14 protein-coding genes are annotated in these 16423 nt (G+C 60.6%); 9 read left to right on the forward strand and 5 right to left on the reverse strand.

Features of this window, described 5'->3' with window-relative positions:
• Positions 1-466 precede the first annotated feature (466 nt).
• Genes F8A88_RS02480 through hypE form a run of 8 tightly spaced genes read left to right on the forward strand, consistent with a single transcriptional unit; the run spans position 467 to position 8839 of the window.
• Complete coding sequence (locus F8A88_RS02480; protein ID WP_161598315.1) at positions 467-2089, forward strand: nickel-dependent hydrogenase large subunit; 1623 nt, start codon at positions 467-469, stop codon at positions 2087-2089.
• A gap of 27 nt (positions 2090-2116) precedes the next feature.
• Positions 2117-3127 carry a [FeFe] hydrogenase H-cluster radical SAM maturase HydE gene (hydE, locus tag F8A88_RS02485; protein WP_151149483.1) on the forward strand — a complete coding sequence of 337 codons (1011 nt, stop codon included), beginning with the start codon at positions 2117-2119 and terminating at the stop codon, positions 3125-3127.
• On the forward strand, positions 3124-3891 hold the full coding sequence (locus tag F8A88_RS02490; RefSeq protein ID WP_151149484.1) for a nucleotide-binding protein: 768 nt from the start codon (positions 3124-3126) through the stop codon (positions 3889-3891). The genes hydE and F8A88_RS02490 overlap by 4 nt, the downstream gene beginning before the upstream one ends.
• Positions 3892-3916: 25 nt before the next feature.
• The gene (locus F8A88_RS02495; RefSeq protein ID WP_161598316.1) at positions 3917-5215 is read left to right on the forward strand and encodes a nitrogenase component 1; all 1299 of its coding nucleotides are present in this window, start codon (positions 3917-3919) and stop codon (positions 5213-5215) included.
• 9 nt (positions 5216-5224) lie between these two features.
• Positions 5225-6442, forward strand: coding sequence for a nitrogenase component 1 (locus F8A88_RS02500; RefSeq protein ID WP_151149486.1), 1218 nt, complete (start codon positions 5225-5227; stop codon positions 6440-6442).
• Between the two features lie 41 nt (positions 6443-6483).
• On the forward strand, positions 6484-6732 hold the full coding sequence (locus tag F8A88_RS02505; protein ID WP_151149487.1) for a HypC/HybG/HupF family hydrogenase formation chaperone: 249 nt from the start codon (positions 6484-6486) through the stop codon (positions 6730-6732).
• 3 nt (positions 6733-6735) lie between these two features.
• A complete protein-coding gene (hypD, locus tag F8A88_RS02510; protein WP_151149488.1) occupies positions 6736-7830 on the forward strand; it encodes a hydrogenase formation protein HypD in 1095 nt (364 codons plus the stop codon).
• 4 nt (positions 7831-7834) lie between these two features.
• Positions 7835-8839, forward strand: a complete 1005-nt coding sequence (gene hypE, locus F8A88_RS02515; protein WP_151149489.1) for a hydrogenase expression/formation protein HypE — start codon at positions 7835-7837, stop codon at positions 8837-8839.
• A 285-nt stretch (positions 8840-9124) separates the two neighbouring features.
• Here the strand turns inward: hypE and hydF are convergent, their stop codons facing one another.
• The 5 genes from hydF to F8A88_RS02540 all read right to left on the reverse strand — a co-directional run bounded on the left by hydF (position 9125) and on the right by F8A88_RS02540 (position 14050).
• Complete coding sequence (gene hydF, locus F8A88_RS02520) at positions 9125-10321, reverse strand: [FeFe] hydrogenase H-cluster maturation GTPase HydF (RefSeq protein WP_151149490.1); 1197 nt, start codon at positions 10319-10321, stop codon at positions 9125-9127.
• 48 nt (positions 10322-10369) lie between these two features.
• Positions 10370-11809, reverse strand: coding sequence for an aspartate ammonia-lyase (locus F8A88_RS02525; protein ID WP_151149491.1), 1440 nt, complete (start codon positions 11807-11809; stop codon positions 10370-10372).
• Positions 11810-11817: 8 nt separating this feature from the next.
• Positions 11818-12060 (reverse strand): TM1266 family iron-only hydrogenase system putative regulator, encoded by a 243-nt coding sequence (locus F8A88_RS02530; RefSeq protein ID WP_151149492.1) that lies wholly within the window; start codon positions 12058-12060, stop codon positions 11818-11820.
• 372 nt (positions 12061-12432) lie between these two features.
• Positions 12433-12771 carry an iron hydrogenase small subunit gene (locus F8A88_RS02535; RefSeq protein WP_151149493.1) on the reverse strand — a complete coding sequence of 113 codons (339 nt, stop codon included), beginning with the start codon at positions 12769-12771 and terminating at the stop codon, positions 12433-12435.
• Positions 12772-12790: 19 nt separating this feature from the next.
• On the reverse strand, positions 12791-14050 hold the full coding sequence (locus F8A88_RS02540) for a [FeFe] hydrogenase, group A (RefSeq protein WP_206666389.1): 1260 nt from the start codon (positions 14048-14050) through the stop codon (positions 12791-12793).
• A gap of 645 nt (positions 14051-14695) precedes the next feature.
• Between F8A88_RS02540 and F8A88_RS02545 the strand changes: the two genes are divergently transcribed.
• On the forward strand, positions 14696-16417 hold the full coding sequence (locus F8A88_RS02545; protein ID WP_151149495.1) for an alpha/beta hydrolase family protein: 1722 nt from the start codon (positions 14696-14698) through the stop codon (positions 16415-16417).
• Positions 16418-16423: the final 6 nt, after the last annotated feature.

Consider the following 16423-nt stretch of genomic DNA (forward strand, 5'->3'; position numbering starts at 1 on the left):
GTTTTTTTGGGAAAAGATTGTTACATGTCACTATGCAGGTATTTCCCCGGTAACACAAGGGGGTACGACTGCCGGACTGTTGTTCTGAATTGACCGGGGCGCCCCGCACGTTCGTTCCAGAACCAATGGGAATGCCTGTTCTTTTGCGGTTTTTCTGTTCGGCCCGGGTGATGACTTTTGCGGTGGATCGCAACACGGCGTCGGGTCCGCATGAGCCGACATCCATAGTGTGTGTCACGTTTATAAAATTAATAGCAAAAATAGATTCAATATCTTGACTTGGTGTTACCACTTGTTTATCGTGCCATCTCCACAACTTGAGTTGTGAATGCATCCTGCGGGAAGGGTTTTTCTGACCTTAGGGCGAGCGCATATTGACGTTTCGTTCTCCTGTGGTTGCACGTCGACGTCTTTCGCTCCCCCTTCATTTTCCTTCCTTCCTCGTGCGGGGTGCCGAGGAGGTATCATGACAGATTCCATAGCCGTTCAGAAGGCCCGTTCAACCTTCGGTTCGGATGTGAGCGCGCAGGAGATCGTTTCCTGTTCCGGTAACGCGTTCGTCACCCATGTCCGCCTTGAGGGCGGGCGTGTAAACAAGGTTTGGAGCACCGGCCGCATGGTGCGGAACATGAATGTTCTGCTCCGGGGCGAGCTGGACGGGCAGGGCCGCCCGCGCTTCGTCAACCAGCCGCACTGCCTGTGCAACGACGGGCATGCGCTGGCCGCCATCCGGGCCGTGGAGGATCTGGCCGGGGTGGTGCTGCCGCACAGCGCCGTGCTGGTGCGCAGGATTGTCCAATCCCTGCGATGTATTCAGGAGCACCTGCTCCATTTCTATCAATTCCATTTATCCGACTGGGCAAGTCTTGCTGCCGCACTGGCCGCCGATGCCGTGGAAACGGCTCGGCTGAGCACGATGCCGGACGAGGACGCGGATCATTTCCGCATGGTTCGGGAACGGCTCGCCTCGCTGGCAAAGGCCCATCCCGCACCAATGCCCGAGGCCGCGTATCGTGGCGCCGGCGAATTGCATCTGCTGCTGTACGGCCACGCCCTGCGGGCAATCCGCGCGGGCGCGTCGCTCCAAACGGCTCTGGGTTTGCTGGGCTGCGGCCCCAAGGGCTTCAGTGCCTACCGTCTGGGCGGATTGTCGTCCGACCTCGACCTGGACGTGCCGGTCATCGGGCGGTTGCGCGCAGCTCTCGCGGAATGCCGGGATTTCGTTTCTTCGGTCTTTCCCGGTGACGTGGCGCACATTGCCCGCGTGTACGGCCCATGGGCCGAAAAGGGCCGGGGACATGCCTTTCTGACATGGGACGGCGCCGGGCCGGGCAGCCTGATCGTTCCCGGAGCCGATGAGGCCTCATGGCGTGTTCTGCCTTCCGAGGGCGGAGCTGTCCGGGAGGAGTCCGAACCTGATTGGTGCAACGAAGACCGGAGCTGTTACCGTTTGTCCTCGGACTGGAACAGGCCGTCTTTTCGCTGGGAGCGGGATGATTTTTTCTGGCTGTCGGCTCCCCGGCACGGTCGGGATGCTTGCGAAGTCGGTCCGCTGGCACGGGTGCTGGGCGGCTGGCTTCACGGCCGGGACGAGGTGCGGCAGACCATGACCGCGGTCCTCGATGACGGCGGACTATCCCTGGAGGCCATGAATTCCACCATGGGGCGGGTTCTGTCCCGCGCCATTGAGTGCGCGGCCGGGATGCGGTCCGTGTTCGGCTGGCTGGAGGAGTTGGAGGGCGTCTGGCAAGCCGAAGACCGGCATGACGCGGATTTCGTTCTGCCCGCGTCCGGGACCGGTGTCGGCAGGGTGGAAGTGCCCCGGGGCAGCCTTGCGCATACGGTTTGCTGGGACCATGGCCGGATCGTGAACCACGAGTACCTGATTCCGTCGCTGTGGAATTTTTCCCCGCGCGATTCCCGGGGAGCGCCGGGACCGTTGGAAAGCGCACTTGCGGGCGCGTTCGTGGCCGACCCCGACAGCCCCGTGGAGATTCTGCGGACCCTGCATCAGTTGGACCCCTGCAATACCTGCCATGTGATGGTCGAGGACCGGGATACCGGTCGGACCTCCCTGATCACGGCCTGACCCTCTTGTGAACAAAGGAAGCTGAACATGAATCGACAAACCATACGTGAACGCCTTGGGGATCATGCCGGGCAGGAAGCCCTGTTCGCCGAGGCGGACCGGGTGCGCCGGGAGCGGGTGGGCGATACCGCCCAGTTGCGCGGCGTGGTCCATTTCTCCAACTATTGCCGGTGCAACGACCTGTATTGCGGGCTGCTCAAGGACAACGGCCAGTGCAAACGGTTCCGCATGACCGAGGACGAGATCGTGGACACGGCAATGGCCATTGCCGAGGCAGGCCTGCGGACCGTGGTCCTGCAATCGGGCGAGGATCCGTACTACACGCGCTCCATGCTCTGTTCCATTATCGAGCGCATTCTGGACGGTGCGGACGTGGCCATTACTCTGAGCCTGGGCAAGCGTTCCCGCGACGATCTGGCAGCCTTTCGGGACGCCGGGGCCGAGCGGTACCTGATGAAACACGAAACCATGAATCCCGAACTGTACTCGCGCATGCGATCAGGGCTCCGGCTCGAGGATCGGTTGCATGCCATCGACGAACTGCGCGAACTGGGCTTTCAGGTGGGCGTTGGCAACATCGTGGGCCTGCCCGGGCAGACATTGGACGACCTGTGCGAGGATATTCTCTTTTTTCAGGAATTCCAGCCGGACATGATCAACATCGGCCCGTTCATCCCCCATGCGCAGACACCGCTCAGGGACGAGGCGGCCGGAGACATGGAGCTGATGCTCCGGGTTTTCGCCCTGACGCGGATCGTCACGGGCAACACGCACATGGCCGCGGCCAACACCGTGGCCACGCTGGACCCGGACAACGGCCAGTATCGGGCCATGGCCCTGGGCGGGGCCAACGTCATCATGCCCAACTGCAACCCGTTTCTGAAGAGCCGGGAGGACAAGATCGAATATGAATTCCAGATCACCACGCACAAGCGGTACGTTTCCGTGGACGAGGCCAGAAACGTGCTGAAGCGGGCCGGGAGGGTCCCGGGCGAGGACAAGGGACATTCACTCAAAATGCAAGGAGAGCGGCATTGATCAAGGTAGCGATTTACGGCAAGGGCGGCATCGGCAAGTCCACGGTGACTTCCAGCATTTCCGCCGCACTGGGGCTGGAGGGGCACAACGTCATGCAACTGGGCTGCGATCCCAAGACCGATTCCACCATCAACCTGCTCGGGGGCACGCCTCCGCCACCGATCCTGCAATACCTGCAGGAAAACGGGAAACCGGACACGCTGGACGCCATCGTCAAGCGCGGGTTCGGCAACGTGGCCTGCATGGAGGTGGGCGGTCCCACCCCCGGCGTGGGCTGTTTCGGCCGGGGCATGCTCACGGCTTTTGACCTGCTGGACGAGATGGGGGCCTATGAAGCCTACAGGCCGGACGTGGTTTTGTACGACATCATGGCGGACGTGGTCTGCGGCGGCATTGCCGTACCCATGCGCGAGGGCTTTGCGGACAAGGTCTGCATCGTCACCTCGGGCGAAAAAATGGCCCTGCTGGCGGCCCGGAACATCATCACGGCCCTGCGCAATTTCGCGGACCGCAACTATGCGGAACTGGGCGGGCTGATTCTCAACTGCCGGGACATGGACAACGAGGTGGAGCGCGTGGAGGAGTTCGCGCACGAGATGGAGACCTCGGTCATCGGCGTGATCCCCCGCGACACGGCCATCCACCGTTTCGAGGAAGATGGGCGCACCGTCGTGGAGGGTGACCGTTCGCTCGCCACTTCGGAACGTTTCTTTGATCTGGCCCGGACCATCGTCGATTTCGGCGCTGGCCGCAACGCAGCCTGAGCCACCATACGGGAAGGAGATATACATGGAACTGGATCACGCCCGAATCCGGGTGGAAGACCTGAAATCGAAACCGGACTTTCCCTTTGCCCCGCTTGAGGGAGTGGGCCCCAACCTGGCCGGTTGGGGCGTCATAGAAACCTGCCTGCTGCTGCCCGAATCCGTGGCGGTCATGGTCGGGCCTTCGGCCTGCCTGCGCCATTCGGCCTTCATGGCCCACGCGCGCGGATTCACCGAGCGTTTCCACATGCTGTGCCTGTCCGAACTGGACATGTCCATGGGCAACCATCTGGGCAAGCTGGAAAAAGGCGTGGCCGACATCATCGCGCGCCGGGACGAGAAGGTCGTTTTCCTGATCGTGGGCTGCCCGGACTACATTCTGGGCACGGACTTCACCGGGGTCATCAACCGGCTGGAACAATCCACGGGCCGGAAGATCATTCTCGGGGCCATGGCGCCCATCACCATAGGGCTCAAGGAATCGCCGTTCACCTCGGCCTACACCTCGTTCTTCGATTTTCTGAAGGACGAAGAGCGTGTCGTAGACGACGGCGTGGTCAATCTGCTGGGAACGTTCATGCCGCTCTCGGATCAGGGCGAGCTGTACCGGGTTCTCGGTGACGCGGGCATGGACGAGGTCATCCAGATTCCCCTGTGCCCGGACCTGAAGGCCTTTTCGCGCATGGCCCGGGGGAGGGCGTCGGTAGTCATGCATCCGCTGGCCAACGGGTTGAGCGGAAAAATGGAAAGCGAAATGGGCATTCCAACCTGTTTCGCGCCCACATCCTACGGGTTTGCGGCCATCCGTGAGCAGTACGCACGCATTGCCGAAGCCGTGGGTCGCTCTCTTGATATCGACAGGTACGAGCAGGACGCCCGGCAGGCGGCCGAACCCATGTTCGAGGAATTGCGCGGCAAGTCCGTGGCCGTGGGGTGCAGCATCAACGGCAGCCCGTTCGAGCTGGCCTTGGCGCTGCTGGAGAACGGCGTGGACGTGGACACCTTGTTCGCGCGCGGCACCATCAAGCCCTATGAATGGGATCTTGTGGCCCGGCTGCGGGAAATCAGGCCGGAGATCATGGTCTACAACGCTTCCCATCCGGCGCTGTGCGGGCAAATCGAGCCGTTCGACCATGTGGAGGTCGCCTACGGTGTGGACGCGGGCATCTATTGCGCCAACGCGGCCAACGTGCCCCTGTCGCGCTATCAGGAGCAGAAGTACGGCTTCGAGGCCACGCTCTGGATGCTGGAGCAGACCCGCGAGGCACTGGCAAATCCCGTTTCCAACCACGACTGGATCTACGGTCACGACTTCCTCATCTAAGGGACACTCATGAAAGAATATCATCACCTTCTCCCCCTTGCCACGGGCTACTTCGGCGTCAGTTCCGCGCTGTACGATTTCGAGGGGCTCGTGGTCGTCTACGGTCCTGCCGGCGGGGCATGGCACATCAACATCGAGGACGAGCCGCGCTGGTATCGCGGCCCGGCCACCGTTGTGGGTGCCGGGCTTCTGGAAATGGACGTCATTCTGGGCAACGACGACAAGTTCATCGACAACATCGTCGAGACGGCCAAGGGCCTGAACCGGCGTTTTGTGGCTCTGTCCGGCACGCCCATATCCGAGATCATCGGCACGGACCTCAAGGGATTCGTCCGCACTATCGCGGCCCGCACGGACATGCCGGTGTTCATGGTTCCCACGGCCGGTTCCGAGCCGTATCCCGAGGGCGCGTCCAAGGCTTTGCTGGCATTGGCCGACAAGTTCATGGACCCGGACGCTCCCAAACAGACCGACGGCATCAACATTCTCGGGGCCATCCATCTGTCCACGGGCAGGGAGGCCCATATTGAACCGTTGCTCAAGGCCGTGGAGTCCGCCGGTTTCAGGACCGTAAGCGTGTTTTCCGCGCCAATTACCGGGCAGGAAGATCCGCTGGAAGGCGTGCGCCGTGCGCCGGGCGCTGCCTTGAACGCCGTTGTTTCCACCAGCGGAATCGATCTGGCCGAACGCATGCACGCCGATTACGGCATTCCGTTCGTGACTGGCATGCCCGTGGGAATCGCCGGGCGGGACGCCTTTCTGGCCCTGCTGCGCGGTGAGAAAACTGCTCCTGCGCCCGGGCCGCACAAGACCGCTCCGTACAAGCATGCCCTGATCATCGGAGAGCCGACCCTCGGCTACGGGTTGAAGTATTGCCTGAACAATGACTTCGGCATTGCGCGCGCGGACGTGATCTCGGTTACCCCGAGCGAGCCGCTTTTCCGCGAGTCCGAAGGGCGCGCCGGATTGCTGGCCGAACGCGGCGCGGGTGACCGTGACACTGACGGCGAGGCTGAAATCGGTGAACTCATGAACGATCCGTCCGTGGACCTGATCATTGCCGATCCGTGTTATCGCGCGCTGCTTACCGGCTCCGCGAAATTCGTTCCCCTGCCGCATATCGCCATGAGCGCCCGGATTCACTGGGATATGGAATATGAATACGCGCTGGACGAGGGGTATGCGTATCTGGCTTCGCAACTGTTTGAGGACGGGGCTGTCTCGTAGTTAGCAACAAGCGGCCGAGCGCCGCGCCAAGGGAGGAAATCATGTGTCTTGCCGTTCCCGCTGAAGTGCTTTCCATTGAGAACGATATCGCCGTCTGCCGCGTGGACCGCGGGCAGACCACCATCAGGGCATCGCTGATGCTGCTGCCCGAACCGCCGCAGATAGGCGAGTTCCTGATCATCCATGCCGGGTTCGCCCTGAACATCCTTGACCGTGAACAGGCCGAGGAGAGCCTGCGGACCATCAGTCAGGACGCGAACTGTCCCCTGAGTACCGGCACCGAGGGGTAGTTCATGAGCTTCGACATACTGGATCGTTTTGGCGATCCGCAACTGTGCCGGAACGTGCTTGATACACTGGCCCGCGAACTGGATGGCGAGCTGCGTTTCATGGAGGTCTGCGGCACCCATACCGTGTCCATTTTCCAGAGCGGCCTTCGCTCGCTTTTGCCCGAGGGCATCGTGCATCTGAGCGGGCCGGGGTGCCCGGTCTGCGTGACCCACGAGTCCGAGGTCAACGCGTTTCTGGACCTGGCCGGGAAAGACGGCGTGATCCTGACTACGTTCGGCGACCTCATGCGCGTTCCCGGCGATAACGGCCGCAACCTCAAGAAGGCGCAGGCCGACGGTGCGCGGGTCCGGGTGGTCTATTCCCCGTTCGACACCCTCAAGCTGGCCCGGGAGAACCCGGACGATCTGGTGGTCTTCATCGGCGTGGGGTTCGAGACCACGGCCCCCACCATTGCCGGGACCATGAAGATGGCCCGACAGGAGGGCATCCGCAACCTGCGCATCCTCTGTTTCCACAAGACCGTTCCCACGGCTCTGGATGCGTTGCTTTCCGATCAGGACATCGCTTTGGACGGTTTCATCCTGCCCGGGCACGTGTCCGCGGTCATCGGTGTGGAGCCCTATCGGTTCATTCCGCAAACGTTCGGCAAGTCCGCAGTGGTGGCCGGGTTCGAGCCTCTGGACATACTGGAGGCGCTGCTGCGGATGGTGGAATGGAGAAAACGGGGCGAGGCCCGCGTGGACAACACGTATACCCGCATTGTGAGCGAGCACGGCAACAGCCGGGCCATGGATGTCATGTACGAGGTTTTCGAGCCCTGCGACGCCCTGTGGCGCGGGCTGGGGTTGATCCCCGGTTCCGGGCTGGAGATTCGCGACGGGTGGGTCGAATTCGACGCCAAGCGGGAGTTCGACATTGTCATTGAGGAAGGCCCGGCGCTTCCCGGCTGCAAGTGCGGCGAGATTCTCAAGGGCGTTAAGCGGCCCGACCAGTGCCCGCTTTTCGGCAAGGCGTGTACGCCTGCCAATCCGGTCGGCCCGTGCATGGTTTCCACCGAGGGGAGCTGCGCGGCCTACTACAAATACAAGGTGGATTGATCATATGTCCGACAAGGTTCTTCTTGATTACGGCAGTGGCGGGCGCGCTTCGCAGCGTCTTGTTTCCGGGTTGTTTCTGGAACATCTGGGCAACGAGGAGCTCGACCGGCTCAATGACGCGGCCGTGTTTACCCTGTCCGGCCGGACGGCCATGAGTACGGACTCCTTTACCGTGGACCCCATCTTCTTCCCGGGCGGCGACATCGGTTCGCTGGCCGTGCACGGCACGGTCAACGACGTGGCCATGATGGGCGCCATACCGCGTTACATCACCTGCGGCTACATCATCGAGGAAGGGTTGCCCATGGACGATCTGGAACGGATCGTGGCCTCCATGGGCGAGGCTTGCCGGCATGCCGGGGTGCATGTTGTTTCCGGTGACACCAAGGTCGTGCCCCGGGGGGCCGTGGACAAGATATTCATCAACACCACGGGCGTGGGCGAGGTCATCGCGGACCCGGAACCGGGCGGGGACAGGGCGCGTCCCGGTGATGCAGTGCTCATTTCCGGCACCATCGGCGACCATGGCCTGACCGTGCTCGGCACCCGCGAGGGCCTTGATTTCGAGGCCAAGGTGGAGTCGGACTCGGCCGCGCTCAACCATCTGCTGGTCCGGCTGGTGCAAGAGCTGCCCGACGTGCATGTATTGCGCGATCCCACCCGGGGCGGGCTGGCAACGACCCTGAACGAGATAACGGTCAGTTCCAATGTCTGCTGCGAACTGGTGGAAGACGATCTGCCTGTGCGTCCCGAAGTCCGGGGCGGGTGTTCATTGCTCGGTCTGGACCCGCTGTATCTGGCCAACGAGGGCAAGTTCATCTGCGTTGTTCCCGAGGCGGACGCGGAAAAGGCGCTTGCGATCATGCGCGCCGACCCGCTGGGCACGGATGCGCGGCGCATCGGCACCATGACCGACGCCAATCCCGGCAAGGTGGTGCTGGTCACTCGGCTGGGCGGCAAGCGTTTGCTGGGGATGCTTGAAGGGGAACAGCTTCCTCGCATCTGCTAGAAACGGCTTGCGATAGCGGGCCATCTGCACATTTTTTGCTGGGAAGACTTGCCTCCGGCGGGCAAGGGACGCGTCCCTTGCAACCCTTTTCTGCCGTGCCATCCTGCGGATGCCACGGCGGTTGATGCGAAGAATATGTGCTATCTATTTACCAAAACTGCGCCCGGTCCGCGAAAGCGGGCCGGGCGCAGCGTCAAAAAGTTTTGGGGGAGGGGCTTGGGGAAGGCCCTTTTTCAAAAGGGCCCTCCCCAAATCGTCAAAATATCCTTTGAACCGCCGGAAGCATCAGTAGCCGAACGGCCTGAGAACGCGCTCCAGCACACCCTGCAATTTGGAGATGGCCACGCCGTAGTTGGTTATGGGTATGTTGCGGCGGGAACACTCGGCAATGCGCCGCAGCATTCCGGTGCGGTTGAGCATGCACGCCCCGCAGTGGACCACGAGGCTGAACCGTTCCAGATCTTCGGGGAAATCGTGGCCGGAATAGACCTCGAAATTCAGGTCGCGGCCCGTGTAGCGGGTCATCCAGCGCGGAATCTTGACCCGGCCGATATCGTCGGCCACATCGTGGTGCGAACAGGCCTCGCCGATGAGCACGGAATCGCCGTCCTTGAGGTCGTCAATGGCCGAGGCTCCTTGAACCAGACAGTCGAGGTCGCCCTTGTAGCGCGCGAACAGCGTGGAAAACGTGGTCAGGGGAATGTCGTCGGGTACGTCCCCGGCCACGCTCATAACCACCTGCGAATCCGTGACAACCAGTGCGGGCTTGCGGCTGAACCCGTCGAGGGCCGCCTCTATTTCCCGTTCCTTGACCACCGTGCCCATGGCGTCGCAGTCCAGAATTTCGCGCAGCACCTGCACCTGCGGCAGGATCAGGCGTCCCTTGGGCGCGGCAAGGTCGATGGGCACCACGCAGAGCACGGAATCGCCCTCGTTGATCAGGTCGCCCACGATGAGTCGTTCCTGACGGTATTCGGGCGGCACCGAGTCGATGATCAGTTCCTTCAGCCGGGTCACGTTGGTGCCGTCCGCAGCCGACACGTCCAGACAGTCCACGGTCTGGCCGTTCACCTGCACCGGACCCCCCGTGGCGTTGCGAAGGTCCGCCTTGTTCCAGACCAGAATGTAGGGGATGCCCATCTCGCGTACGGTGGCGAGCAGTTTCTGCTCGTAGTCGGTGAGCCCCTCCTCTCCGAGCACGATCACGGCCACGTCGCAGCGGTAGAGAATCTTGCGTGTAGCCTTGACGCGCAACTCGCCCAGCTCGCCCTCGTCGTCCAGCCCGGCGGTGTCGTAAAACGTCACCGGGCCCAGCGGCAGCAGTTCGTAGTGCTTGGCCACAGGGTCGGTGGTGGTGCCCGGCGTGTCCGAAACAATGGCGGTTTCCTGTCCGGTCAGGGCATTGATCAGGGACGATTTGCCCGCGTTGCGGCGTCCGGCAAGGGCGATGACCAGCCTGACGCCTCGTGGTGCCTTAGACATGGTGTCCCCCTGCTGCCTGCTTCATGTTTTTTGGGGCGTGGTTTGCGTTCATGGTTTGTTCAGCTCCTCGAATTCGCCGGGCGTGAACCCCAGCTTGCACAGTTGGCGGGGGGAAAGCAGCCGCTCCACGGCCTCCTGCGAGGCCACGCCCATGTGTATGGCCTGCTGCCGCACGGATCTGCCCGATTCCCGAGCCTCGGCAACGAGGGCCTCCACGTGGTCGTATCCCAGTGCGGGCACCAACACCGTTGCCAGCGCCTTGCTCTGTTCCACGTGTTCGAGGCAGCGTTCCCGGTTGGCCGTGACGCCCTGAATGCAGTGTTCGGAGAGCCCGAGGCAGGATGCGGTGAGCAGGTCCAGCGATTCGGGCATGGCGTGGGCAATGAGCGGCAGCAGGTGGTTGAGTTCCAGCTGTCCCATTGATGCGGCCATGGTTATGGCCTGATCGTTGGCCATGACCCGGATGGCTGCCTGTGTCACGGCTTCGGGCATGACCGGATTGATCTTGCCCGCCATGATGGAGGAACCGCACTGGAGCGGCGGTAGATTGATTTCAGCAAGCCCCGTGTCCGGACCGCTGGAAAGCAGCCGCAGGTCCGAGGCCATTTTCATCAGGTTGGTTGCCAGCGCCTTGAGCATGCCCGAGACTTCCACGAACACGTCCATGTTCTGCGTGGCCTCCACGAGGTTCTCGGCCCGCGACACGGGCAAGCCCGTGATGGCGGCCAGATGTCCGGCCACGGCAAGGACGTAGTCACGCGGTGCGCCCAGCCCGGTGCCGATGGCCGTGCCGCCCAGATTGACCCGCTTGATGCGTTCCCGGCACTTGAAGATGCGCCAGCGGTCACGGGCTATGGCGTCGGCAAAGGCGCTGAAGGTCATGTCCAGCGTCATGGGGACGGCGTCGATGAGTTCGGTGCGAGCCACCTTGACCACGTCGCGCATGTCGCTTTCGCGTTTTTGCAGGGATTCCTGAAGTCGGGAAATGGCGCGTTCGAGCTTGTCCAGCAGGCCCAGCACCGCCACCTTGAGCGCCGTGGGATACACGTCGTTGGTGGACTGGTGCATGTTCACGTCGCGTATGGGGTGAACCAGCTCGCGGTCTCCACGGTCGCCGCCCAGCAATTCGGCCGCCCGCCCGGCAATGACTTCGTTGAAGTTCATGTTGGTGGAGGTTCCGGCTCCGCCCTGAAACGGGTCCACCACGATCTGGTCGGCATGTTCGCCTTGTGCGAGTTCCTCGCAGGCGTCCATCACGGCCTGCCCGAGTTCCTGATCCATGAAACCGAGGCGGGTATTGGCGCGCGCGCAGGCAAGCTTGACCTGGGCGAACGCCCTGATGAAGGCGGGATGCAGCCCATGGCCGGAAAAGGGAAAGTTTCGGACCGCCCGCAGGGTGTGGATGCCCCAGTAAGCGTCCGCGGGGACTTCGAGTTGGCCCAGCCCGTCGTGTTCCGTGCGGGTATCTTCTGTCTCTGGTTGTGACATGATGCCGCCTAGACCAGCAGCGATTTGACCTGCACCCCGTCGATCATGCCGATCTTTCCGGTCAGCGCGCCCACCTCGTCGGTGTCGGCCTCCACGATCAGGTCGATGATGCTCAGCCCACGTTCCTTGAACGGCAGCCCCATGCGCCCCACGATCATTTCCCCGTATTCGCTCAGGATGGTGTTGACCGTGGCGGCCGCCTTGTTCCTGTCCTTGATGATGATGCCGATGATGCCCAGCCGTTTCTGCATCAATGTCTCCTCAGTGTTAAACCTTTTCGAGAGCAAGCAATCCGGCTCCTCAGCGGATTCCTTGCTCTCGGAAGGAGGGGGTGTTTTTCGTGCCGCCCGCAGGCGACACTCGGACCGGGTTGATTCACCCTTGGGGCAGGCTGGCCCTTTCCGCAGGTAGAATCACTCCGGTCGGAGGTGTTCTATGCGCGAAAACCTACGCCAAAGAATAATACGAATCAAGATAAAATTGTATTTAATGCATAATTTTTTTAAATTAGTATTACGAAAGACAGCGATGCACACTGCAGCAAAGAGGGGGGGGGAGGAGTGAAAGTGGAATTCGACCCTAGGATCAGAAGAATCCTCGCCGCAGGTCGATGTGGTCAGGATTTACAAGTTGAACTTGAAGCCCTTGTCCTTGAGGGTGGCCAGCCGTGCGCTGCGATCAACGTAGTGCGTGTGCAGCAGGTGGTGGGACATGTGTCCGCAAGGCCCTTCGTGCAGGAAACCGTTCTTGTGATCATAGATTTTCTTGATCATGGGGTTGTCCTGAGATTTCCTGTATTTGTAGATCTTGGAATTGGCATCGGCGTCGTATACGGATTTCTGGCGCATGCCCACGAAATCCATGGCGCTTGCCACGGCTTCCTTGGTCAGGTTGACACCGAGAACGGCATACCCGGCCATGATGCCGCAGGTTTTCATAAAACCGCGTCTGTTCATTTTCATTGTTCAGTCCTCCTTGGAATTAGGCTGTGACCTTGCGCGCCCGGAAACGCTTGTTGATCTGGGCCACGGTGCTTCTGAACAGCGATGCCCGGATTTCCGGATCCAGAGGCTGGCCGCCGCCGTTTACGCAACCACCGGGGCAGCTCATGATTTCGATGAAGTGGTAGGGCGATTTGCCTGCGCGTACTTCATCGCAGAGCTTGGCCGCGTTGCTCAGGCCACTGGCCACGGCCACCTTGACGGTGCCGAATCCGGGAACCTTGACGTCGGCGGTGTTAATGCCTTCGTGGGTGCGGACCACCTTGATGTCCGGGTTGTCCAGCTTCTTGCCGGAGAGCACTTCGTAGGCAAGGCGCAGGGCCGCTTCCATGACGCCGCCGCTGTTACCGAAGATGGTCGCCGCGCCGGTGGAGTCGCCCAGGGCCGGGTCGGGCTGCTGCGAAGGCAGGCTGTTGAAGCTGATGCCCGCGGTCTTGATCATGTGGGCCAGCTCACGGGTGTTGATGGTGGCATCGATGTCGCGGAAGCCGCTGTCTGCCAGTTCCGGGCGCAGGCCTTCATACTTCTTGGCGATGCAGGGCATGATGGACACGGTGTAGATCTTCTTGGCCTTCGTGTGGGTCTCATGCGCGCCGTAGGTCTTGGCCAGGGGGCCGAGCATGCCGATGGGCGACTTGCAGCTGGACAGGTTGGGCATCAGGTCCGGGTAGAAGGTCTCCGCGAATTTGACCCAGCCCGGGCAGCAGGAAGTGAACTGCGGCAGGGGACGGGCGTTTTTCTTGCCCTGTTCCTTGACGCGCTGGATGAGTTCGGTGCCTTCTTCCATGATGGTCACGTCGGCGGTGAACTCGTTGTCCCAGATGTAGTCGAATCCGAGCTTGCGCAGAGCCGCATGCATCTTGCCGCCCACGTAAGTGCCTGTGGGAGCGCCGAAGCATTCGCCCAATCCGTAGCGCACGGCAGGGGCGGGCATGGAGACCACGATGGTGTCGGGGTCTTTCAGCTTTTCAAAGATTTCGTCTACATAGGAAACGCCTTCGTAGATTGCGCCGTAGGGGCAGTTGACCAGACATTGACCACAGTTCATGCAGGCCGCGGGATCGACAACCGCATGGATGCCGTCGTCGTTGATGGCCTGTATGGCGCCGGTGGCGCATACTTCGTCGCAGCTGCCGCAGGCTTCGCACTTGGCGGGGTCCACCTGGACGAAGAATATTCCGTCCGGGTCGACACCTTTGGGTGCGTTGGCTTGGTACATCACGCCTTCAATCTGTTTCATGGTTCCCTCCTTGTTGGGGTGAATTGAAGACAAGTCCACCGGGGTTACAGCCGGTTGAGACTTTGGTGTGCATCCTGACATCGGATACCCTCCTTCACGCACATCGGAACTGCCGTCAGCATCTCTGTGTACGTTTTTGAATATAGTAACACGATAGCAGTATTATTTTAAAAATCATATTCATGTCAAGCCGGGAGGTTACTTGGGTGTTCATGGGGGGAATGGTCGGCGTGGTGCGCGCCGGCAACAGCTCCGTTGTGCTCAGGCGGCCATCAGGGGGGCTGATTTTCCCTTTTCGAGTTTTTCGCGGAGTATGCAAATGGGATCGGGTGCGTGTCGTGAACTCGTGGTGAAAGTCGCAAAACCGTTCATCGCGAAATCGTCGCCCAGTGGCCCGAAGAACCGGGGCCGTTTCTTTGTTCATGTGTATCGATCTTGTCGGGTATTGTGGATTTCACATTGTTTCAGGTGAGAATGCTTTGACATGTCCCCGGGCGTTATGAACAGTCGATATCACGTGCGATTATTTTCACGGGGATAGTCTTTGACTTGAAATCCAGAGATTGAAATAAGAATGAATGATCAGATAATTGTGTTGTGAGGGGGCGAAAAGATGCATTGCAGGAGATTGCAAAGGGGTATGCCATGAGTCGCGTTCAGGGATTGATTCTTTCGGCCATTGCTTTCGGGGTGATCGGGGCAGCCCTGCTGCTTCCTGTGGACGTGCAGGCATCAGGCGGAATCGATCCCGCAGACCCCATGGTCAGGGTGACTTCCCCGCCGGTGGATTTTGATGTCCAGAAGGTTCTGGCCGCAGTGAGCAAGGACGTGAGCCGGGCCACAGGGATCAAGGAATCGTTCATCACCTACTATTGGCAGACCTTTGATAACATCGTTTACCAAGGAAACGAGACTGACAAGCCGCTGTTTGTCGATCTGTATGTCCCCGGTTTTTTCAGTGACGACGATGTGCACGGCATGATGAACGCCGTGGCCGACGCCATGGTGGATCACGCCAGGGTTGAGCGCAAATGGCTGTTCATCCACACGCATTTCCCGCTTCCGGGGCATGTTTATATTGGTGGCGGCATTACCGATTGGGATACATATCATGGCAAACCGAACACCGCGCCCCGTGACATCGAAGAGCGGGCCTTGAACAGGTTCCAGTTCAATGATGCTTCCTTTGCCTTTCAGTGCCTTTGGCGTTTTGGTGTCATGGCCGCCGGAGGTTCCGACCTTGGCGAACTGTTGACCATCACCAGCCGCATTGAGGATTATGACAAGGAAAGCTGGTACTCATCCTGGGATGCCATGGCAGGCAGGGTGCGGAGCCTCGGTGATGAATTTGCCGCTGGTCTGCATGCCGTGAGTGCAAGGGAGGCATACCTCCGCGCTGCCAATTATTACCGCGCCAGCGAAATTTATCTTTCCAGAGATGATCCTCGCAAGCATATTGCGTGGGAAAACGGACGGAAGAGTTTCCTCAAGGCGGCGACCTTCTCGGACGGTCGCATCGAGCCGGTGCGTATTCCCTATGAAAAGAAGACATTACCCGGTTATTTCGTCAAGGCGGACGACTCCGGCAGCAAGCGTCCCCTGTTGCTTATCCAGACCGGTCTGGACGGTACCGCCGAGGACCTCTATTTCATCATTGGAGTGCATGCCGCCAAGCGTGGGTACAACTGCCTGATCTATGAAGGACCGGGGCAGGGTGAGGTGATTTCCGTTGAGAAGCTGCCGTTCAGGCACGACTGGGAAAAGGTCGTGACTCCGGTGGTGGATTACGCCTTGACCCGTCCGGAAGTTGATCCCGAACGGCTCGCCATCATCGGGTTTTCAATGGGTGGTTATCTTGTTCCCCGCGCCTTGGCCTATGAAAAGCGCATCAAGTGGGGCATTGTGGATGGAGGCGTCTATAGCGTGTTCGAGGGCACCATGACCAAATTCCCGGACGAAGTGCGAAAGGGCGTGGGCAAGTCCCGCAGCAAGAAAGCCGTCAATGCGCTTGTTTACAAGGAGATGGAGGCGCATCCTGATGTGTGCCAGTTTATCAACCAGATGCTTTGGACTTTTGACGCGGACACGCCGTTTGACCTGTTTTCCAGGCTTCGCAAATACGACATGCAGGATGTGATCGGCAAAATCGAGAGCGAAATGCTTGTGCTCAATTCCAGCAATGACCAGATTGCCGGGTCCAACGCGCAGGCCAAGAAATTTTACAACGGCTTGAAATCAAAGAAGACCTATTATGAGTTCAACACGGACCACGGTGCACAGTTTCACTGCCAATCCGGCGCACCGTTCGTGTCTGCTGAACGCATATTCAACTGGCTGGACACCCGTGCCATGCCTCGGTTGCCGTAGGGGGGA

The sequence above is a fragment of the Pseudodesulfovibrio senegalensis genome (assembly GCF_008830225.1).
Taxonomy (GTDB): Bacteria; Desulfobacterota; Desulfovibrionia; order Desulfovibrionales; family Desulfovibrionaceae; genus Pseudodesulfovibrio; species Pseudodesulfovibrio senegalensis.